Origin of the sequence: Frigidibacter sp. (assembly GCF_030695035.1) — a bacterium.
In the GTDB taxonomy this organism is placed as follows: domain Bacteria; phylum Pseudomonadota; class Alphaproteobacteria; order Rhodobacterales; family Rhodobacteraceae; genus Frigidibacter.
Map to the genome: position 1 here is coordinate 1 of NZ_JAUYTT010000022.1, position 18870 is coordinate 18870.

General features: G+C 63.4%; 19 protein-coding genes, 1 tRNA gene and 1 pseudogene. 7 read left to right on the forward strand and 14 right to left on the reverse strand.

Annotated features, from left to right (window positions below):
- Positions 1-64: 64 nt before the first annotated feature.
- The 3 genes from Q8S30_RS18525 to chrA all read left to right on the forward strand — a co-directional run bounded on the left by Q8S30_RS18525 (position 65) and on the right by chrA (position 2632).
- A tRNA-Met gene (locus Q8S30_RS18525) sits at positions 65-141 on the forward strand.
- A gap of 293 nt (positions 142-434) precedes the next feature.
- Positions 435-1268 carry a sulfurtransferase/chromate resistance protein gene (locus Q8S30_RS18530; protein WP_305667501.1) on the forward strand — a complete coding sequence of 278 codons (834 nt, stop codon included), beginning with the start codon at positions 435-437 and terminating at the stop codon, positions 1266-1268.
- Positions 1265-2632, forward strand: a complete 1368-nt coding sequence (chrA, locus tag Q8S30_RS18535) for a chromate efflux transporter (RefSeq protein ID WP_305667502.1) — start codon at positions 1265-1267, stop codon at positions 2630-2632. Before Q8S30_RS18530 ends, chrA begins: the two co-directional genes overlap by 4 nt.
- Before the next feature lie 5 nt (positions 2633-2637).
- Here the strand turns inward: chrA and Q8S30_RS18540 are convergent, their stop codons facing one another.
- The 4 genes from Q8S30_RS18540 to Q8S30_RS18555 all read right to left on the reverse strand — a co-directional run bounded on the left by Q8S30_RS18540 (position 2638) and on the right by Q8S30_RS18555 (position 7407).
- The gene (locus tag Q8S30_RS18540; RefSeq protein ID WP_305667503.1) at positions 2638-3117 is read right to left on the reverse strand and encodes a DUF411 domain-containing protein; all 480 of its coding nucleotides are present in this window, start codon (positions 3115-3117) and stop codon (positions 2638-2640) included.
- Between the two features lie 157 nt (positions 3118-3274).
- The gene (locus Q8S30_RS18545) at positions 3275-5242 is read right to left on the reverse strand and encodes a transglycosylase domain-containing protein (RefSeq protein ID WP_305667504.1); all 1968 of its coding nucleotides are present in this window, start codon (positions 5240-5242) and stop codon (positions 3275-3277) included.
- A 599-nt stretch (positions 5243-5841) separates the two neighbouring features.
- Positions 5842-7149, reverse strand: a complete 1308-nt coding sequence (locus Q8S30_RS18550) for an MFS transporter (RefSeq protein WP_305667505.1) — start codon at positions 7147-7149, stop codon at positions 5842-5844.
- Positions 7150-7407: a metal-sensing transcriptional repressor gene (locus tag Q8S30_RS18555; RefSeq protein WP_305667506.1), complete on the reverse strand. Its 258-nt coding sequence runs from the start codon at positions 7405-7407 to the stop codon at positions 7150-7152.
- 79 nt (positions 7408-7486) lie between these two features.
- Here Q8S30_RS18555 and Q8S30_RS18560 point away from each other — a divergent pair, with 79 nt between their 5' ends.
- From Q8S30_RS18560 to Q8S30_RS18575, 4 genes are all read left to right on the forward strand, one after another.
- Entirely contained in the window at positions 7487-7825 is a 339-nt protein-coding gene (locus Q8S30_RS18560) for a hypothetical protein (RefSeq protein WP_305667507.1), read from the forward strand.
- Between the two features lie 66 nt (positions 7826-7891).
- Complete coding sequence (locus Q8S30_RS18565) at positions 7892-8599, forward strand: HupE/UreJ family protein (protein WP_305667508.1); 708 nt, start codon at positions 7892-7894, stop codon at positions 8597-8599.
- Positions 8600-8610: 11 nt separating this feature from the next.
- Complete coding sequence (locus Q8S30_RS18570) at positions 8611-9261, forward strand: transmembrane anchor protein (RefSeq protein ID WP_305667509.1); 651 nt, start codon at positions 8611-8613, stop codon at positions 9259-9261.
- Between the two features lie 457 nt (positions 9262-9718).
- Positions 9719-9982, forward strand: a complete 264-nt coding sequence (locus Q8S30_RS18575; protein ID WP_305667510.1) for a hypothetical protein — start codon at positions 9719-9721, stop codon at positions 9980-9982.
- 18 nt (positions 9983-10000) lie between these two features.
- Here Q8S30_RS18575 and Q8S30_RS18580 read toward each other — a convergent pair whose 3' ends face one another.
- The 10 genes and pseudogenes from Q8S30_RS18580 to Q8S30_RS18625 all read right to left on the reverse strand — a co-directional run bounded on the left by Q8S30_RS18580 (position 10001) and on the right by Q8S30_RS18625 (position 18823).
- A complete protein-coding gene (locus Q8S30_RS18580) occupies positions 10001-10447 on the reverse strand; it encodes a cytochrome c (protein ID WP_305667511.1) in 447 nt (148 codons plus the stop codon).
- Positions 10448-10514: 67 nt separating this feature from the next.
- On the reverse strand, positions 10515-11972 hold the full coding sequence (locus Q8S30_RS18585) for a multicopper oxidase family protein (protein WP_305667512.1): 1458 nt from the start codon (positions 11970-11972) through the stop codon (positions 10515-10517).
- Between the two features lie 80 nt (positions 11973-12052).
- A complete protein-coding gene (cueR, locus tag Q8S30_RS18590; RefSeq protein ID WP_305667513.1) occupies positions 12053-12505 on the reverse strand; it encodes a Cu(I)-responsive transcriptional regulator in 453 nt (150 codons plus the stop codon).
- Between the two features lie 96 nt (positions 12506-12601).
- Positions 12602-12859: a glutaredoxin gene (locus tag Q8S30_RS18595; RefSeq protein WP_305667514.1), complete on the reverse strand. Its 258-nt coding sequence runs from the start codon at positions 12857-12859 to the stop codon at positions 12602-12604.
- Positions 12860-12875: 16 nt separating this feature from the next.
- Complete coding sequence (locus Q8S30_RS18600; RefSeq protein ID WP_305667515.1) at positions 12876-15410, reverse strand: heavy metal translocating P-type ATPase; 2535 nt, start codon at positions 15408-15410, stop codon at positions 12876-12878.
- Between the two features lie 171 nt (positions 15411-15581).
- Positions 15582-15773 carry a heavy-metal-associated domain-containing protein gene (locus Q8S30_RS18605; RefSeq protein WP_305667516.1) on the reverse strand — a complete coding sequence of 64 codons (192 nt, stop codon included), beginning with the start codon at positions 15771-15773 and terminating at the stop codon, positions 15582-15584.
- Between the two features lie 201 nt (positions 15774-15974).
- Positions 15975-16853 carry an urea carboxylase-associated family protein gene (locus Q8S30_RS18610; RefSeq protein ID WP_305667517.1) on the reverse strand — a complete coding sequence of 293 codons (879 nt, stop codon included), beginning with the start codon at positions 16851-16853 and terminating at the stop codon, positions 15975-15977.
- A gap of 263 nt (positions 16854-17116) precedes the next feature.
- Positions 17117-17744, reverse strand: a pseudogene (locus Q8S30_RS18615) (IS3 family transposase); the annotation flags it as partial.
- Positions 17729-17890, reverse strand: a complete 162-nt coding sequence (locus Q8S30_RS18620) for a transposase (protein ID WP_371135553.1) — start codon at positions 17888-17890, stop codon at positions 17729-17731. The pseudogene Q8S30_RS18615 and the gene Q8S30_RS18620, both read right to left, overlap by 16 nt.
- A 294-nt stretch (positions 17891-18184) precedes the next feature.
- Complete coding sequence (locus tag Q8S30_RS18625) at positions 18185-18823, reverse strand: GntR family transcriptional regulator (RefSeq protein WP_305667519.1); 639 nt, start codon at positions 18821-18823, stop codon at positions 18185-18187.
- Positions 18824-18870: the final 47 nt, after the last annotated feature.

The following is an 18870-nucleotide window of genomic DNA, read 5'->3' on the forward strand; positions in this document are numbered from 1 at the left end:
CTCTCAATATACGATGTCAATAACTACACCACACCCGCAAGCACTCAATGCCCGCGGGCACGGACGCGGGATGGAGCAGCCCGGTAGCTCGTCAGGCTCATAACCTGAAGGTCGTAGGTTCAAATCCTACTCCCGCAACCAGATTCCTGAATGATTACAAAGACTAAGTCAAAACACGGCGTCCCACGGGGCGGTTTTTGCGTTCAGCATTCAGCATCAACGCCACATCAACGTTGAACGAGGCCACCCTGCGGGGGCCCTTTTTGCTTTTGAAGGCTCTTACCGATGGCGCGACGTCGGGCGCCGAAGTCGTCTCCTTGACAAACTATCCCCAAATCGAGAGAAATTCGGTATGGGGATCCGCGACCTCCCCACGAGGCGCCAGCTGAAGATCGCGTTCCAGTCCTGCCCCCCGCTCCCAAGGAGGAACGCAGATGCCTGCGCCTGACGCCATTTCCTGTGAACAACTGTCCCGCCTTCTTGGGACGCCAAAGTCTCCGGTGATCCTCGATGTAAGGCGCGACGCTGTTCGCGCCGCGGATCCGCGCCTTCTGCCTGGGGCGCGCCCTCTCCCCGAGGCAGAGGTTTCTCCGGAAAGCCTCACTGCTCTTGCCGCCCGGATGTCCGGCCCGGTTGTTGTTGTCTGTGCCGAGGGCCATCAGCTCAGCCAAGGCGCGGCAGCCTGGTTGAGGCATGAAGGTCTGCAGGCGGAATACCTGCTGGGAGGGCAAACGGCATGGGTCGCGGCGGGACTGCCCCTGATCGACCCCGGCAAGATCACTGCGCGAGATGCGCAGGGTCGTTCGATCTGGGTCACCCGCTCGCGGCCCAAGATCGACCGCATCGCCTGTCCCTGGCTGATCCGCCGCTTCATCGACCCGCGCGCCGTATTCCTGTTCGTCGCCCCTGCGGAAGTGCAGGACGTGGCCGAGCGCTTTGGCGCAATGCCCTATGACATCGAGGGCGTGTTCTGGAGCCACCGCGCCGAGCTTTGCACCTTCGATGTGCTGCTGGCCGAGTTCGGCCTGTCCACCCCGGCGCTGGACAGGCTGGCGCTGATCGTGCGCGGAGCCGATACCGCGCGGCCCGATCTCGCGCCGGAATGTGCGGGCCTGCTGGCGGCTTCGCTTGGGCTGTCGCGGATGTATTCGGACGATCTGGCCCAGCTGGAAGCCGGCGTCGCACTTTACGACGCGTTCTATCGTTGGGCGCGGGACGCGACGGATGAGCAGCACAACTGGCCGACCAACACCGGGAAGGCAAGATGAGCGCCGGCAAGGACTATCCCACCCTGGGAGAGGCCGCGAGGGTCTGGGCGCGGATCGCGGCCTTGTCCTTCGGCGGGCCGGCCGGACAGATCGCGGTGATGCACCGCATCCTGGTCGAGGAAAAGCGGTGGATCGGGGATGGGCGGTTCCTGCACGCGCTGAACTTCTGCATGCTTCTGCCCGGCCCCGAGGCGCAGCAACTGGCAACCTATATCGGCTGGCTGATGCACGGGGTGCGCGGCGCGCTGATCGCGGGGCTGCTGTTCATCCTACCGGGCGTCCTGGCGATCATGGCGCTCAGCTGGGTCTATGCGGTCTGGGGGGATGTGGGCTTTGTCTCGGCGCTGTTCTTCGGGTTGAAGGCGGCGGTGCTGGCCATCGTGTTGCAGGCCGTGGTGCGGGTGGGCAAGCGGGCGCTGAAGAACCGCGCCATGCAGGCCATCGCCGCCGCCTCGTTCGCCGCGATCTTTGCCTTTGGCGCGCCCTTTCCGCTGATCGTCGCGGTGGCGGCGCTGGTCGGATGGGCCGGGGCCAAGGCCGGGCTTGCGGGGTTTCAGGGCGGCGGCGGGCATGGGGCCGTCGGGCGCGCCCATGTCGATGACGCCGCCAGCCTGCTTGGCGAGGAGCACGGCGATCTGACGGGAGCGAAGCGCGCCGGGGCTTTCCGGGCGGGCGCGGCGGCTCTGGTGCTGTGGCTGGCGCCGGTCGCGGCATTGCTGCTGTTGGCACCGGGCAGCGTGTTTGCCGATATCGCCACGTTCTTCTCGAAGCTGGCCGTGCTCACCTTTGGCGGGGCCTATGCGGTTCTGGCCTGGGTCGCGCAGGAGGCGGTCGGCACCTATGGCTGGCTGGCGCCGGGCGAGATGCTTGACGGTCTGGGCATGGCCGAGACAACGCCGGGGCCGCTGATCATGGTGCTGCAATTCGTGGGGTTCATGGGGGCCTTCCGCGAGGCCGGCTGGGCCGCGCCGCTGATCGCGGGGAGTCTCGGCGGCCTGCTGGCCACATGGGTGACCTTCGCGCCCTGCTTTGCCTGGATATTTCTCGGCGCACCCTTCATGGAGCGGCTGCGGTCGAACAACGCACTGTCGGCGGCACTGACGGCGGTGACGGCGGCGGTTGTGGGGGTGATCCTCAACCTCGCGCTCTGGTTTGCGATCCATGTCATCTGGCGCGAGGTGGTTCGGATCGACGCCGGGCCCCTGTCGATGGAACTGCCGGTCCTGGCGTCAGTGGACTGGGCCGCAGCGGCCCTGTCGGTGCTGGCGCTGGTCGCGGTGTTCCGCCTGAAGCTGGGCATGACGACGGTCCTGGGCGGGGCCGCGGCGCTTGGTCTGGCGCTGCACCTTGCCAGTCTGGCCTGAGCCGGTCAGGCAGCGTCGTAGGTGGTGAAGACCTCGGCGCTGCCATCGCGGCGGATCAGGTAGACGATGTAGGCCTCACGCTCCGTCTCCGGTCCCATGCCGGGGGAGCCGTGGGGCATGCCCGGCACCGACAGGCCAACGGCGTCGGGGCGCGCTGCCAGGAGACGGCGGATGTCGGCGGGGGGCACATGGCCTTCGATAGCGTAGCCTTCGACGTGGCCAGTATGGCAGGAGGCCAGGTTTTCCGGGATTCCGCTGGCGATCTTGTGGGCCTGAAGGGCGTCGTAATCGAGCAGGTCGATGGTGGCGGCGAAACCGTCAGCTTCGATGATCTCGATCCACGCCCCGCAGCACCCGCAACCCGGATCCTTGGCCACGCGGATCGCGGTTGGCGCGGCGAGGACGGCTGCGGGGCGAAGGCCGCCGGCAAAACCAGCGGCAAGCGCGAACAGGGCAGTGCGGCGGGAGAGTACGAGGCGGTTCATTTCTGGGTACCGATCAAAAGCATGCCTATGAGACACATCCTTGACTCCATCGGATTGTTCTACAAGGCGCTTCAAGGTCGCAGCTATTCAGATGCGCGGTCGCGCCGACTGACTGGTCGCGTTGCGGCGGCAGAAAACGAGGGAGGTGACAGGAAGCTCAGCGCTTATTGCCTTTGCCTTTGCCCTTGCCGCCCCCACGGCTCTTCTTGCCGCGATCCTTGCCTCCGCCCGGATTGCCATTGTCGATACGTACTGGAGCCCGATTGATGACCGGTGGCGGCGCCGCCAACGCCTCTGGCGGGCGGACAGTTCCGAGCTGCAAGGGTGAAAGGCCGGTTTCCTCTGCCATGAAGGCTTGCCAGATCCGTGCTGGAAGGTCACCGCCTGTTACGCCCGGCATGGGCGTGTCGTCGTCGTTGCCCACCCACACCCCGACCACAAGCTGGTCCGAAAATCCCACGAACCACGCATCGCGGTTGCCTTGACTGGTTCCCGTCTTCCCTGCAGCGAAGCCATCAAGTGCCGCGTTTCGTCCGGTGCCATTGCGCACCACCCCCTCAAGAAGTGATATGAGCTCCGCATGGTGATCCAGAGGCTGAGTGGCCTGATGGGGAAGCGCGGCGAGCAGGCCGCCCTTGCCAGTCGTCGGTGCAAGGCTGGAGATTGCCCACGGCTGAATCGGCATCCGGCCCGCTGCGACCGAAGCGAAGGCTCCGGTGAGGTCAAGAAGGCCGACACCTGATGTGCCGAGCGATAGGCTCAGATTGCGTTCCAGTTCGGCATCGATGCCGAGATCGCTTGCGGCGGCTATGATGTCGTCGATGCCAACCTCTTGGGCCAGACGCACAGTCGCCGCGTTCAGTGACTGCGCAAACGCCTGATCCATGCGCACGCGACCCACATAGTTCCCGGCATAGTTTTCGGGCCGCCAGTCGCCGATCTCGATCGGGGTGTCGAGCAGGGCGCTGTCGAGCGTCCAGCCTTTTCGAAGCGCCGCCAGATAGACGAACAACTTGAATGTGGAACCCGGCTGGCGCCGTGCCTGCACCGCCCGATTGTACTGGCTGGCTGCGTAGTCCCGGCCTCCGACCATTGCCACCACGGCACCGTCAAGTGTCATCGCAACCAGCGCGACCTCTAGCGGGCTGGCGTCCGCCGTGTCGGCCAGCTTCTCGCTAATGACGCGTTCTGCCAGCGCCTGCGACTCTGGGCGGAGTGTGGTCTTGGCACGGACCGAGCCCAAACCGGGTCCGACCATCGCCGAGGCCTCGCTCAAGACAAAGTCGGCAAACCAGCTGCCACCGTTCCTGCTTGGCGCGCTCGTGTTCGGTGTCGCTGGCGCAGTTCGCGCGGCTGACGCTTCGGCTTCCGTCAGCACGCCGGAATCCACCATGGCGCCCAGCACCACACTGGCGCGTGTCTGCGCGTCTTCAAGGTTATGCAGTGCATTGGCCTTCGAGGGAGCGCGGATGATCCCGGCCAGCATGGCGGACTCGGCAAGTGTCAGATCGCTGACGGATTTGTCGAAATAGGCAAGCGCTGCAGCCCCGATGCCGACAGCACCGCCGCCAAAGTACACATTGTTCAGATAGCGCGTCAGAATCTCGTCCTTGGAAAGCCGCGCTTCCAACCGCAGCGCGATCAACGCCTCGTCCGCCTTGCGCTTCATCGTGCGTTCACTGGTCAGAAACTCGATCTTGGCGAGTTGCTGGGTGATCGTGCTGCCGCCTTCGACCACACCATTGGCGCGAAAGTTCCGCCAGGCCGCGCGCGCCACTCCGCGAAAATCGATGCCGCCATGGTCAAAGAAACGCCGGTCCTCGATGGCTACGATGGCTTTGACGAGGTGATCCGGAAGATCTGCCCGCGTCGCCGCAGTGCCGCGCAACTCGCCGCGCAGCCCGATGAGCGTGCCATCTGCCGCCTCGACAATGACCGCCGGTGCTGCCTCGGTTCGATCAGTCGCAAGATCAAGCGGGACCGCATAGACCAGCCAGGACAAGGTGCCGATGCCAACAAGAGCAATGACCACCGCCAGAGCCAAAACAGCTTTCAGGATCTGTCGACCACGACGACGTTCGGCACGGAAGGGAGGAGGGGTTACGGGCGGCGGAATTTCGGTCATGTCACCTGCTTTGATAACGGTCGGGCTCGCAGGGCACGATCCACTGGTTTGCGGGACTTCCTCCAAACCATGAAGACTGACAAAACACCATCGCAACTGCGAGAATCCCGATTGTCAGATCGAATGACCCTTCTGCCGTCCGGCACCATGTGTCAACGCAAAGATCGGGTTGGCACTATCGATCGCCTGTCGGCACAATCACAACTTCATGCAACCTCCTTCCTTGTCTACTGATGATACTTTTCCGTGAAGACATTTTCGCCGGGCTGGGTGCTGGACTTCCGGAGTAAATTATCTCGCTTGGCTGTTTCCTGCACTCCCGCACCCATGGACTGGGTCGCAGCAGCTTTGTCGATGCTTGCGCTGGTCGCGGTTCTGCGAAAAGGGAACCAGGGGCAATGCTAAAACCGGATGAGAAACCGTTCCATCGTCCAGTTTATAACCGAACCAAGTACGTTGCCGGCGGTCGCACAATAAGGAGCAGCCAAACCTGCTGACCGGCAGACAGGATTATCGCGACTACAAGGCTTCGGACTGCGCGGGGATCAAGGTTGCGGCAGCGAAGGCTTCAAGAATGAGTTCGGCCAGTTCAGCCATGGTCAGCCTGCACGCGGCCAGCGGCGGTGCAGGTCGTCGATCACGAAGGCATGGGAATGATGGGGGCCATGCTGCGACAGGTGCGGGTGAGTTGCGGGCAAATCCGGATGGTCGTGCGGCAGCACGCTCTCATCCCCCACAGGCCAGATGCGCAGGACGGCAATCAACCCGATCGCACCGATCCCGGCCAAGACCAGCGACGCAACAGTCAGCCCCGCGCCTGCGCCGACCCAGCCAGCAAGCGGATAGGTCACCAGCCAGCAGGCATGGCTCAGCGCGAATTGGGCGGCAAAGACCGCGCCCCGGTCAGCCTCGCGGGCCGAGCGGTTGATGATGCGGCCGATAGGCGTTTGCGTCAGGGAAAAGCCGAAGCCGATCAGCGCCCAGAGGGCGATCAGAATCTCCAGCCCGCCCACCAGCGGCACCAGCGCCACACCCGCCACCATCAATGCGGCTCCGCCGATCATTACCGGGCGATCCTCGAACCGCTCAAGCATGCGCGGCAGCAGGAAGGCCGCCAGCATCGACCCCGCGCCGAAGCCCGCGAAGGCCAAGGCCACGGCCTGCTCGCCCAGGCCCAGCCGGGCCTGCACCAGTACCACGGTGTTCACGTAGACCATCGCTCCGGCTGCGGCGACGGCGGCCTCCATCACCATCAGCCCGCGCAGGCGGGGCGTTCGGGTGTAGATGCGCATGCCCTTGGTGACGTCGGCCCAGAAAGGGCTGTTCTCGCCGCGCGCCCGGTCCGGCAGGCACGCGGTCAGGACCAGCAGGGCCGAAGCGATGAAGCCAACGACCGTGCCCGCGAACAGCACCGGAAAGCTGACCACGGTCAGCAGCAGCGCCGCGATCATGGGCGAAGCAAGTTGTTCGAGATCCTCGGCCAGGCGCAGCAGAGACAGGGCGTTGGTGTAGTCGTCGTCATCCTTCAGCACATCCGGGATCACTGCCTGAAAGGCCGGAGTAAAGCCTGCGGATGCGGCCTGAAGGAAGAAGATCAGCACATAGATCTGCCAGACCTGATCGACGAAGGGCAGGCAAGCGATCACGCCCGCGCGGATCAGGTCCAGCACCACAAGGAATGCCCGGCGCGGCAGGCGTTCGGCCACGGCGGCCGCAACCGGGGCCAGCGTGACATAGGCCACCATCTTGATCGCCAGCGCCGTGCCCAAGACGGCGCCGGCATTGTCGCCTGCCAGTTGCCAGGCAAGCAGCCCAAGCGCCACCGTCGCCAGACCCGTGCCCAGAAGCGCCACGATCTGAGCGGCGAAGAGGTGGCGGAAGGTCGGGTTGCGCAGAGTCTTCAGCATCTAGAGGAGCTTTGTCAGGGATTTGATCTCGGCCAGGTCGTGCTCGCCCCCAGCGGTCACGCAGTGGTCGATATGGTCATGGATCAGCGCCCGCTTCGCCTCGGCAACCGCCCGCTCGACGGCGTGCAGCTGCGTGGCCAGATCGACGCAGGGCCGCCCTTCCTCAATCATTCCGATGACGCGCCGAAGATGCCCCTCGGCGCGTTTCAGCCGGGTGGCAATGGCAGGGTGACTTGCGTGGATATGAGGTTCTGACATATGAAAGGCCTATCCCCCATGGGGGGATAGCGCAAGAAACAAGACGGCCCTGCAAACAGGGTTTTGGCCGAGGGAACAGATGCGCAGGTTGGACTGGGTCTTGCGGTCGCTGGCCGTGTTGATGTTGCTGCTGTCACTGGGGTCTGCCCCGGTGGTGAACGCGCTGACCCATGGCCCCGGCACCTTGGCTGCCGAAGCGGATCATGCCGCTTGGCATGCCGAGAAGGGCGAGACATGGCAGGCCGAGAGCCACCAGCATCACGACAGCACCGACCACGATCACGCAACCTTCGTCATCCTTGCCTCGCAGGAGGCCGAAATCTTCGATCTGCGGACAGCCGCCGAATGCAATGATCTGCCCGTGCTGTCAGGTGCGATCCGGGACGGACCGCGGCGGCCCCCGAGGGAAGTGGTCTGAAGACCTGAACCGGCCAGCGCACGGGCTGCGCGGTCATCCTCAGACCTTGCACTACAGGATCACATCATGACCTATCCGACCCGGATGCCCTCGCGCATCTGGATTACCCTTGCCACACTGGCCCTTGCCGTTCTGACGGCGGGCGCTGCGCAGGCCCATAACGTGACCGAAGGCGACGCCGGTTACGTGCAGGAGGTTTCCGGCTTCCTGCCCATCCCTTTCATCTACCTTGGCGCCAAGCACATGGTGACGGGATATGACCACATCCTGTTCCTCCTTGGCGTGATCTTCTTCCTCTACAAGATGAAGGACATCGGCCTTTATGTCAGCCTGTTCGCCATCGGCCATTCGGTGACGATGCTGGCCGGCGTGTGGTTCGGCATCAAGTTCAACAGCTACATCATCGACGCCATCATCGGCTTTTCGGTGGTCTACAAGGCGCTGGACAATCTTGGCGCGTTTCAGCGCTGGTTCGGGGTGCAACCCGATACCCGTGCGGCGACGCTGACTTTCGGCCTGCTGCACGGCTTCGGCCTTGCGACCAAGATCCTCGATTATGACATCGCGCCCGACGGCCTCTTGGGCAACCTCATCGCCTTCAACATCGGGGTCGAACTGGGCCAGCTTCTGGCGCTGTCGATCATCCTGATCGCGATGGGCTTCTGGCGCAGATCGCCCCGGTTCTGGGGCCAGGCCTATACCGCCAATGTCGTGATGATGTCGGCGGGCTTCCTTCTTGTATTCTATCAACTGACGGGCCTCGCGCTCTCGTGAAAGGACAGACTATGCACAACGCACACCGACCGAACCTTGACGACCTGCCGACCGCGCGCCAGCTCTGGCGCTCCACCGCCATCGCGGCGGGGGCGGCTGCGCTGATCCTCGTCACCGTGGTCTGGCCTTCCGAGTACGGGATCGACCCGACCGGCATTGGCGGCGCCCTTGGCCTTGCCGAGATGGGCGAGATCAAAATCCAGCTCGCCGAGGAAGCCGAAGCTGACCGTTTGATGATGGAAGGCAATGTCGAGCCGCAATCGTCGCTGCAGCCGGGTCTTCTGGATGTGATCTTCGGTGCGATGGTAGGCACTGCCCACGCGCAGGAGGCGCCGGCCGAAGCGGCGGCGTGGACCGAAGAGATCACCTTCGCGCTGGCGCCCGGTCAGGGGATCGAGATCAAGCTGGTGATGGAAGAGAGCGCGGTTGCCTCCTTCGAATGGGCTGTCGAGGGCGGCGAGGTCAACTTCGACCTGCATGGCGATGGGCCCGGCAACAGCATCAGCTATGAAAAGGGTCGTGCTGTTCCCGGAGCCGCTGGCGAACTAACGGCCGCCTTTACCGGCAACCATGGCTGGTTCTGGCGCAATCGTGGCGACGCTGCTGTCAACGTAACCCTGCGCGTTGCGGGTGCGTATAGCGAGATCAAGCGCTTCGATTGATTGACGAATGGGTGGCCCATCGCCACCCATTCCCCATGTTGTGCGAGGCCCGTCATCCTTACTAGCTGTCGGCGCTCTGGCTGGCGGTTTGTTCAGACGCGCCTGAAGCCGAGTTTCAGGCGATACGGAGAGGTCGGTGTTCCACTGAACTGCCACGGTGAACGCGAGACACAAGTGCGTATTCTTGCGTAATGGTGGGGCTGCGACAGAATCTGGGCTCGCGAAGTCAGCCAGTATATAGCAGCTCGTCGATGCACCAACGCTTTGAAAGGGGACTAGACAAGTTCGCATGAAACCGTCGTCCGAGTCATTTCCGATAGCAACGCGCGGGACGGTCAAGCCGAGCCCTGCAACTACGTTACGGTTTGGTTTGGCTCGTATTCTCTCATGCTTCGTTCTGGCAATCGTCTTGACCGCTGGCGCTGCTTTCGCTGACTCGAAAGGATGCCCTCCGGGATTGGCCAAGAAAAACCCGCCTTGCGTGCCGCCGGGGCAGGCCAAGAAGGGTGTGACCACTGATCAGTGGCTGAACGGTGACCGGACGGGGGATGTGATAGACCGAAGTGATCTGATCTACCTGGACGATTTCGTGCGCTATGACCTGCCGCCGCTGCCATATGGACAACGCTACGCGGTCGTGGACGATCGGATCGTGGTGATCGAAGCTGAAAGCTACAAGATCCTGCAGTTGATCCGGATTTTCACTGCCATGGACAACTGAACCGTTCTGGCGCATTCGTCAATCGACGGGTACCCTTTCTGATCGTTCGGCCTGAACCCTGCGACCGGGTTCAGGCCATGTCGATTTGATGTAGTTGAGGATCGACTCGATCCCATCCTTTTCCAACACCTCCGCGAAACCCGGCATCCCCGAGGTGAAGTCGACCCCCATATCCTTCAGAACGGCTTGCCCACCCCGGGTGATGTAATCGGTCAGCATCGCATCATCATGGTGCCAGGTGTGGCCGGTTTCGTCATGCGGTGGCGCAGGGTAAAGGCCGTTGGCGTCGGGGCTGCGCCAGTCTGGCTGGCCTTCAAGGTTTGCGCCATGGCAGGCCGCGCAGTGCTGAGCATAGAGCGCGCGGCCCACGTCCACGTCGGGTGAACCCGAATGAAAAAAAGCGAAGGCCGAAAAGGGCAGCGCCGAAAATATTAGGGCTGTAGGCAAGGTCTTGCACGGGATCATGGTCTCAGATGTCCATATTCAAAGGCAAGGACCGGGCCGCCCTTTCGACGGCCCCGGCCTGTCACTATCATGCGCTGACCGCGAATTCGGTCATCATACCGGTGGTAAGATGCGGCATGTGGTGGCAATGCAGCATCCAGCGCGCGGCCTCGCCTGCATCAATGGCGATTGTGACCATGGCCATCGGCGGCACATAGACAGTGTCGCGCACCGCCCCCGCAAAGCGCTGATTGCCGATGCCCACCACCTGGAACGCATGGCCGTGCAGGTGCATCGGATGGCCCATCATCGACATGTTGTGGAACATGATCTCGATCCGTTCTCCGCTGGTCGCGGTCACCGGCACATGATCGCCCCAGGTCTTGCCGTCGATTGTCCAGATATAGGGCTGCATCGATCCGCCCAACATCATCATGTGGGTTCTTGACGCCGCGCGCGCTGCCAGCGGATTGGCCGCCCGCAGCGACAGTTCCTGCGTAAGCCCAGTGTCGAAGGCCGGGGCCGCGGTTTCGGCCAGAGCGTCGATGCGCGACACCTTTGCGCCCGCTGTGGCCAGCACGATCCCGGTCCGCTCGCGCGCGCCTTCGCGCAGGGCGAGGATCGGAAGTGTGCCGGAACCGGCGGGAAGGTCGATCTCGATATCCAACCGCTGCGCCATTGTGATGCCGAACCGGGTGCCGGTGACGGGCAGAACCTCATGGCCATCAACCGCAACCAGCCGTCCCTGAACTGCGCCGGTGTCGATCCAGAACACGGTTGCCGCCGCCGCATTGATGATGCGCAGACGGACCCGGCCTCCTGCCTCGACGCGGATCACGTCGGGGTCGTTCAGGGTGCGGTCATTGGCGAGATAGGCGTCGAAATTGTAGTCGTTCAGGTCCATCGCCATGCCGCCCATGGTGCCATGGTCCATTCCCGCCATGCCGTCCGTGGCTCCGGCGGGCGGGGGCGTACCATGATCCATCCCTGCCATGTCGTGCCCGGCGCCGCCGGTGATCTCGACCAAAACCTCCTCGGCGGGTTTGAACGAGAAGTCGTGCAGGAACATCACTACCTCCTGCCGGTCGGCGGCCAGATCGGCCGCGCTGCGCACGATCAGCGGGGCGGCCAGCAGTTGCATTTCCTGTACCGGCACATGGCTGTGCATCCAGTGCGTGCCCGGCATTGGCGCGAAGTCATAAGACCGCCGTTCACCGGGTGACAGCAGGGGCATCGGCAGGCCCGGCACCCCATCCTGCACATTGGGAGGGATCTGGCCGTGCCAATGAATGATGGTTTCGACGTCGAGATCGTTCGTCAGATCCACAGCAAACCGTTGGCCAGGATCAAGGATTAGCCCCTGTCCACCCGCGGTGTTCTCGAGCCCGTAAACGCTGGCTGCGCGGCCATCGATATCGAGCGTTCTTGTGGTGGCGCGCAACGTCATTCCTGTGGTGTCCTGCGCGAACGCAGTCCCGAGGAGAGCGGGGGATGTGGCAAAAACTGCGCCTGCGGCCAGAAAGCGGCGACGTGTCACATGGGTCATGTGAAAAACTCCTGTGGAAATCTTGAAGGGTGGTTGTCACCCCGAGAGGGCGTCTGCGCTGCGAGCGAACCGGGTGCCTGTCACACCCGCTCGAAACCGCGGGTCTTCTTGCGGTCACGCAGCGGGGGAACGGGAGCATCCGGGGCGGCATTGCCGAGTGACATCAGGATCGGGCAATCCGGCCTGTTGTCGCCCTGACAGTTCGACGCAAGGTGACGCAGAGTTTCCGTCATCTCCTTCAGTTCCCTCATCTTCGTCTCAAGCTCTGCGACGTGGCCCATCGCGATCTGCTTTACATCGGCGCTGGCGCGGCCGCGATCACGCCACAGGGTCAGCAGGTCGTTGATCTGCTTGACGGTGAAGCCCAGATCGCGGGCACGACGGACAAAGCGCAGCGTCTGGATGTCATTCTCGGTATAGACACGATAGCCTGAATAGGTGCGCAAGGCGGCGCGGATCAGACCGGTGTCTTCGTAATAGCGGATCATCTTGGCCGAAATACCCGTGGCCTTGGCAACGTCACCGATGTTCATGGTGGTTCTCCCTTAGGTCCTGGATGGGGTGACCTGATTGAGGACATCGTGAACCTTTCCATCGTTGGAAGGTCAAGCGCCTTTTGCCGGTCGGTTTCAATACGCGTGGGCGACGCCGATCAGCGGCCGCAGACGGGCGACCTGGTCTGCCGCCGGCCCCCACAGCGCCTTCCCGTCAATGATCGTGATCGGGGCAATACGCAGGCCAGTTCGGCGGCGGGCCTCTTCGGCGATCCCCGGGATTCGAAGGTCCCGCTCAATATAAACCAGTCCCTGCGCCTCCAGCCATCGCTTGAGGATTGCGCAGTCGGGGCACGTCGGCGTCGTGAACAGTTCAATGTGGTTGTGCGACATGATGCAAGTTCCTTGATCAGTCTGTTAATGACGTGCGCTGTGCGACGGGATGCCCCATGGCGGCGCGCGGGGAGGAGCCGACGGCGGGGGCAAAGCGCTTCAGTCGCAGCGCATTTCCCAGGACAAACACCGATGACAGGGCCATCGCACCGGCGGCCAGCATCGGCGACAGCAGCGTTCCGCTGACCGGATACAAAACTCCTGCTGCCACCGGGATCAGGGCCGCGTTATAGGCAAAGGCCCAGAACAGGTTCTGCCGGATGTTGCGCATGGTGGCGCGCGACAGCCCGATCGCCTTGGAAACCCCGGTCAGATCGCCGCCCATCAGCACCACATCGGCGCTTTCGATGGCCACGTCCGTTCCGGTGCCAACGGCCAGCCCGACATCCGCCTCGGCGAGTGCAGGGGCGTCGTTGATGCCATCGCCGACGAAGGCGACCGAACGGCCCCCGGCACGCAACGCCTTGATGGCGGCAACCTTGCCCTCGGGCAGCACCTCTGCCACGATCTCATCAATGCCCAGTTCGGCAGCAATGGCTTCGGCGGTGCGCCTGTTGTCGCCGGTGATCATGGCGACCCTCAAACCCAGGTGATGCAGGGCGGCAATGGCCGATGGCGTTGACGCCTTGATCGGGTCAGCCACGGCGATCAGGGCCGCCAGCTGACCTTCGACCGCAACATAAAGTGGCGTGCGCGCCTTGGTGCCGAGATCCGCCGCCTGATCGGCAAACTGCGCAATGTCCACACCAAGGCTCGTCATGAAGCGGTCGGCCCCGACTTCGATGCGCCGGTCATTGACCATCGCCCGGATCCCGTAACCGGGGATCGCCTCGAAAGTGCCAGCCTCTGGGACGATCAGGCCTTCAGACCGCGCGGCTTCAACAATCGCGGTCGCCACGGGATGCTCGGACGAGGCTTCGGCAGCGGCAACCAGTGCCAGAATGTCAGACCGTGTGAAACCAGCCGACACCACAAGATCGGTCAGCAACGGGCGCCCTTCGGTCAGGGTGCCGGTCTTGTCGAGCGCGACGACACCGACCGACGTCAGGCTTTGCAGGGCTTCACCGTTGCGAAACAGCACGCCAAGCTCTGCCGCCCGCCCGGTGCCGACCATGATCGACGTTGGTGTGGCCAGTCCCATGGCGCAGGGGCAAGCGATGATGAGGACCGCAACGGCATTGACCAATGCGAAGGTCATTGCCGGATCGGGGCCCCAGATCCACCAGACGCCGAAGGTCAACGCGGCGGCTGCCATGACGGCGGGCACGAACCAGGCCGTCACCCGGTCCACCAGCGCCTGAATCGGCAGCTTTGCCCCCTGCGCGCTTTCGACCATGCGAATGATCTGCGACAGCATCATATCCGCGCCAACCTTTTCCGCCCGATAGGTGAAGGAGCCGGTCTTGTTGATGGTGCCGCCGGTCACGCTGGAGCCTTCCGACTTTGCCACCGGCACAGGCTCGCCCGTGATCATCGCCTCGTCCACAAAGGATGAGCCGGTCAGGACGGTGCCATCAACCGGAATGCGGTCACCAGGACGGACCTGCACCACGTCTTCCGGCTCAACAGTGTCCAGCGCCACTTCCACAAAATCCGCGCCGCGCAGGATGCGGGCGGTCTTGGCCTGCAGACCCATCAGGCGGCTGATCGCCTCGGACGTGCGGCCCTTGGCTTTGGCCTCAAGGAACCGGCCCAGCAGGATCAACGTCACGATCACGGCGGATGCCTCGAAATACACATTCGCCGTGCCTTGCGGCAGCAAGCCGGGCGCAAACGTTGCGACAACCGAATAGGCCCAAGCCGCCGACGATCCCAGAACGACGAGCGAATTCATGTCGGGCGCAAGTCGCGCCAGTGCGGGCAGGCCCTTCTTGTAGAACCGAAGGCCCGGCCCGAACTGAACGATCGTCGCCAGAACGAAATAGAATATGTAGAGCGGCGTCCGCCCGATCGTCATAGCCAGCCAATGATGCAAGGCGGGGATCAGGTGGCTGCCCATTTCCAGAAGGAAGATCGGCAGGGTCAGCCCGCCCGCAATGAGCAGATCGCGCTTCAGACGCCTCTGCTCCTCTTCCCGTGCGACGGCCTTGTCGGTCGCATCAACCCGCGCCGCGTGGGGCGCATAACCTGCGCCACGGATAGCCGATTCAATTGCCCCCACCATCTCGGGGCCAGCGTCAAGAACCTTGATCGTCGCGCGTTCGGTCGCAAGGTTCACCGATGCAGACAGCACCCCCGGAACCACCGCGATGGCCTTTTCGACCCGGCCGACACAAGAGGCGCAGGTCATACCCTCGATGCCGACTTCCATCGTTGTAGCCTCGACCTCGTATCCCGTTTTGCGAATAGCTGCGACGACTGCTTCGCGGACAGGTTCGGCGTCGTAGCGGACTTCGGCACGTTCCGTGGCTAGGTTGACCGAGGCCGAGAAGACCCCTGGAACCTTTGCAATGGCCCGCTCGACGCGGCCGACGCAGGAAGCGCAGGTCATGCCAAGGATTGAAATGCTGTCAATTGTGCCGCTGGGCGGCGCGGAGGTGAAGTCCTTCATGATGCGATTCCCTTCATGTGTGATGCGCTTCGAATCGCGTTCTGGGGCTTCCAACGATGTCAGGGTCAAAGGGTTTCTGAATGGGTGCCGGGAAATGAAACTGCGCGGGCGAAATGCCAAAGGCCGGGGATTTCCCCCGGCCCGGTCACTGCGACACAGGGCGCCCTCATGTCATGCAGGCAAATAGCCTGCTTTCTTGACGGCATCCTTCACCGCCTCGGTGTCCACCGCAGTCGTGACCTGCACTTTGCGATTGGCCACGTCGGTGACGACTTCGGCGGTGGGATCGATTGCCTTGATGGCGGCCGTCACGCCCCGTGCGCAGCCGCCGCAGGTCATGCCGGGAAGGGTCAGTTCGATCATAATCGGATCCTCTCAGAAGGGTCGGCGGAAGTGCCGTTTGCCCAATCTGGGGTTTCCCAGCGTGACAGGGTCAAGAGGGTCCTCGTCAGAAATTAGCAGAATTGCTGCTTGACCCTGACCGCCTTGGAGGCCTGACGACGAACCGGACCGGGTCTACCGGATCGAGCAGCGGCCAGTGCCCTGACGTGGCTTGACGGCCGGTCAGGGCATCAGACGGTAGTGAACCTCGGTCGGAGTGCAGGCGGCGCCGTTGATCGGGATCATATCCTGAGGGCATGTAGACATGACCACGATGCAGTCGAGGACCGCACGCAAGGTCACACGATCCCCGGGCTTGCTGAGCGGCTCTCCCCACGTGATCTTGCCGTCAGGGCCGACCGGAATGTTCATCCACAGGTTCAGGGGGGCCGGACAGTCCGCCGTCCGCAGATCGAGCTGCCCCAGCGCGGCCCGCAGGTTGTCGGTGCAATTGTCATGGTACTGCGTGCAGCCCAGCGCGGCATAGCGGTGCACGTCGCAGGCGGCGATCACCGTATCATGGCGCCCAGGTGAGGTGTCTTCTTCCAGGATCAGGATGGGCCGACGCCGGTTTGTCGCAAGCCCGTCACCCGTGGCGGGAAAGATCCCCTGAAGCGTGGCATGCAGGTGCTCCATCGACATGAACTCCGACATGTCATCGGCATTGAAGCACCATGTATCGACAACCTGCTGACCATGCGTGTTGATGATCTGGATCGCTTGGCCCTTGGCCAACCGTACTGCCCGACCACGTCGAGCAGGGACAACGTGAAGGTCTGTCATCATGTTCTGGTTCCTCTTCTGGCCGGGGCGTCGTGCGTCCATCTTGTAGGCGAAGATGACATTGGTGGCGGCGCCGGGGTCAAGGCGGAAGGTTTGACTATGGTGTCTCCTGGTGGGTGGCTGAGCGTAGGGACAGAGCGCGCGCAGGACGATGATCCTTTGAGTGATAATCTTGTTTTGGGAAAATGCCAGGCGTTCTAGGGCAGCGCTCTGCGAGCGCGCGCCGGACTGAAACTCATTGTCCCCGCAGCTTTGCGTCCTCAAGGATAGATCAGGCATGATTCGGCCTGCCCCAATCGGGCAGCCATCTTTCCGGTGATTTCAAGGTTTGCGCTGCAATCGGCGACCAAGTGGTTGTGGCCTCGCAGCAGGGCGTCGTGCGCCTTAACACATTGGTTGCCGTTGGATTTGTAGGTGAACCCCTCGTATTGCACTTGTGTTGATCGAAACAGGCGGCGTCTCGGTCGACGCACATGCCGCGCTGTAACAGACCTTGTCACCGTACCACAGGCTGAGCTGCTGCCGGTTTCGTGGACAGCAGGTTAAGCTAGCATAGCACGGGCCTCGAACTCCATCGGGCTGAGGTAGCCCAGTTTTGAATGTCGGCGCCGAGGGTTGTAGAAGCGCTCGATGTAGTCGAACACGTCGGCTCGGGCTTCGTCGCGGGTGCGGTAGACCTTGCGTGCGGTCCGTTCGGTCTTCAGCGATGAGAAGAAGCTTTCCATCGCTGACCTCGCCATGGTCTCTCGGACCAATGGCGTTCCTATGGCTCGATCCCAGACATTGCCTGCCCGGCTCATGGAGCAGGTGATCCCGTTGTCAGCCAGCAGGCGCTGGAACTGCTCGCTGGTGTATTGCGATCCCTGGTTCGAATGATGGAGCAGTGCATCGGCCTTGCCGCGTCGCCAGACCGCCATCATCAGCGCATCCATGACCAGTGACGCATCCCGATCAGCCTTCATGCATCAGCCCACGGCGCGCCGCGAAATGGAGGAGGATCAGAAAACGATCCGGGGGATCGTTTTCCCGACGACCGTCCAGCACGACCGCGACATACAGCCAGCCCTCGACAGTCCAGAGATAGGCGAAGTCGGCGAGCCACTTCTGGTTCCGCCGGTCCGCCACGAAATCCCGGTCCAGGATGTTGTCCGCAATCACCGACCGTTCGCCATCCAGCGCCGCAACACGCTCTCTGCCAGATCGAGGTCACGCGCGGCCTGCGCCACCGCCACACCCCGATCCGTCACCAGCCTGACGGCCTCGACCTTGAACTCGCGGCTGAACTTCCGTCTCGTCATATCCACTCTCCGATTCATGGGGCACGATCTTATCTTCGTGTCCACGAAACCGGCAGCAGCTCAGCCAGGGAGCCTTGAAGGTCAATCCGCGGGATCATGTGCTTGCCGGGGCCGGGCTGTTTCGGTCGCGGCCGGATGAAAGTTAAGCGGCAGGTCAGACGCGAAGCGCATGGCGGCGAGCGTCAGTCCGGTCTCCCCGGCGTTCTCGCGCTGCCACAAAGTCCGGAGGACGGTCAGTCCTCTGGGTCACCCTCGAAGCCGGCGGGTGAGCTTGGCGCGACCCCGGCGCAACCCGTCAGCGGTGTTCGGGCGTCAGCCTGCCGGCGCTAGCCTTGAAGGGTCGAACAGCGCCGCGGCTGCCGCGAACAGGGCCGCCCGGCCATTCCCGGTGTCTGCCGTGCCCAAGCGGCAGAGGCTGACGACCGTTTGGGGCGTGTCGGACCCGCCCTGGCGCAGATCGGCCAGGAACCAGCGCAGCACGCGCCAGCCGCTGATCAGATGGGCATCGGCGATCACCGGATCGGGGATCAGCCGCGAGAGGTTCGCGTTCAGCTCCGAGAACAGTTCGAAGACCGCGGCTGCGTCCATCGGGTCAGGGTGCTGTGCCTGGCGCGAAAGCCCCTCCAGCCCGCGCCCGATGTCGCGCGGCACTGGCGCGTCGGGCAGGGCGCCCACCAGCCGCAGCAGCCCGCAATGCACCGCCAGATGCAGCCCGCGCGCTGCGGGGTCGAGCGCATTGGCAAACGAGCCGACGCCCGTGCGCACCTCGATCAGCCCCTCATAGGCCAGCCGCTGCAGGGCCTGCCGCACCGGCGTGCGCGAGACGCCGAACTCGGCGGCGAGGGTGCCTTCCAGCAGCATGGTCTGGTCCGTCACCGGCTGCAGGCAGATCCGGGCGCGGATGGCATCTGCGATATCGTCTGCGCGGGGCTTGGCGTCACTGAGCGGCATGGATGTCTTGACCTTGGGTGAGGGCGTGCCACAAATCTGTTGCATCA

Coding starts and splice junctions, on each gene's coding strand:
- Q8S30_RS18540 (WP_305667503.1), bottom strand. CDS start 3,117: ATGAACCGCCTCGTACTCTCCCGCCGCACTGCCCTGTTCGCGCTTGCC.
- Q8S30_RS18605 (WP_305667516.1), bottom strand. CDS start 15,773: ATGATCGAACTGACCCTTCCCGGCATGACCTGCGGCGGCTGCGCACGG.
- cueR (WP_305667513.1), bottom strand. CDS start 12,505: ATGAACATCGGTGACGTTGCCAAGGCCACGGGTATTTCGGCCAAGATG.
- Q8S30_RS18580 (WP_305667511.1), bottom strand. CDS start 10,447: ATGATCCCGTGCAAGACCTTGCCTACAGCCCTAATATTTTCGGCGCTG.
- Q8S30_RS18530 (WP_305667501.1), top strand. CDS start 435: ATGCCTGCGCCTGACGCCATTTCCTGTGAACAACTGTCCCGCCTTCTT.
- Q8S30_RS18555 (WP_305667506.1), bottom strand. CDS start 7,407: ATGTCAGAACCTCATATCCACGCAAGTCACCCTGCCATTGCCACCCGG.
- Q8S30_RS18545 (WP_305667504.1), bottom strand. CDS start 5,242: ATGACCGAAATTCCGCCGCCCGTAACCCCTCCTCCCTTCCGTGCCGAA.
- Q8S30_RS18625 (WP_305667519.1), bottom strand. CDS start 18,823: ATGCCGCTCAGTGACGCCAAGCCCCGCGCAGACGATATCGCAGATGCC.
- Q8S30_RS18560 (WP_305667507.1), top strand. CDS start 7,487: ATGCGCAGGTTGGACTGGGTCTTGCGGTCGCTGGCCGTGTTGATGTTG.
- Q8S30_RS18550 (WP_305667505.1), bottom strand. CDS start 7,149: ATGCTGAAGACTCTGCGCAACCCGACCTTCCGCCACCTCTTCGCCGCT.
- chrA (WP_305667502.1), top strand. CDS start 1,265: ATGAGCGCCGGCAAGGACTATCCCACCCTGGGAGAGGCCGCGAGGGTC.
- Q8S30_RS18585 (WP_305667512.1), bottom strand. CDS start 11,972: ATGACCCATGTGACACGTCGCCGCTTTCTGGCCGCAGGCGCAGTTTTT.
- Q8S30_RS18610 (WP_305667517.1), bottom strand. CDS start 16,853: ATGCCTGATCTATCCTTGAGGACGCAAAGCTGCGGGGACAATGAGTTT.
- Q8S30_RS18565 (WP_305667508.1), top strand. CDS start 7,892: ATGACCTATCCGACCCGGATGCCCTCGCGCATCTGGATTACCCTTGCC.
- Q8S30_RS18600 (WP_305667515.1), bottom strand. CDS start 15,410: ATGAAGGACTTCACCTCCGCGCCGCCCAGCGGCACAATTGACAGCATT.
- Q8S30_RS18620 (WP_371135553.1), bottom strand. CDS start 17,890: ATGAATCGGAGAGTGGATATGACGAGACGGAAGTTCAGCCGCGAGTTC.
- Q8S30_RS18570 (WP_305667509.1), top strand. CDS start 8,611: ATGCACAACGCACACCGACCGAACCTTGACGACCTGCCGACCGCGCGC.
- Q8S30_RS18595 (WP_305667514.1), bottom strand. CDS start 12,859: ATGTCGCACAACCACATTGAACTGTTCACGACGCCGACGTGCCCCGAC.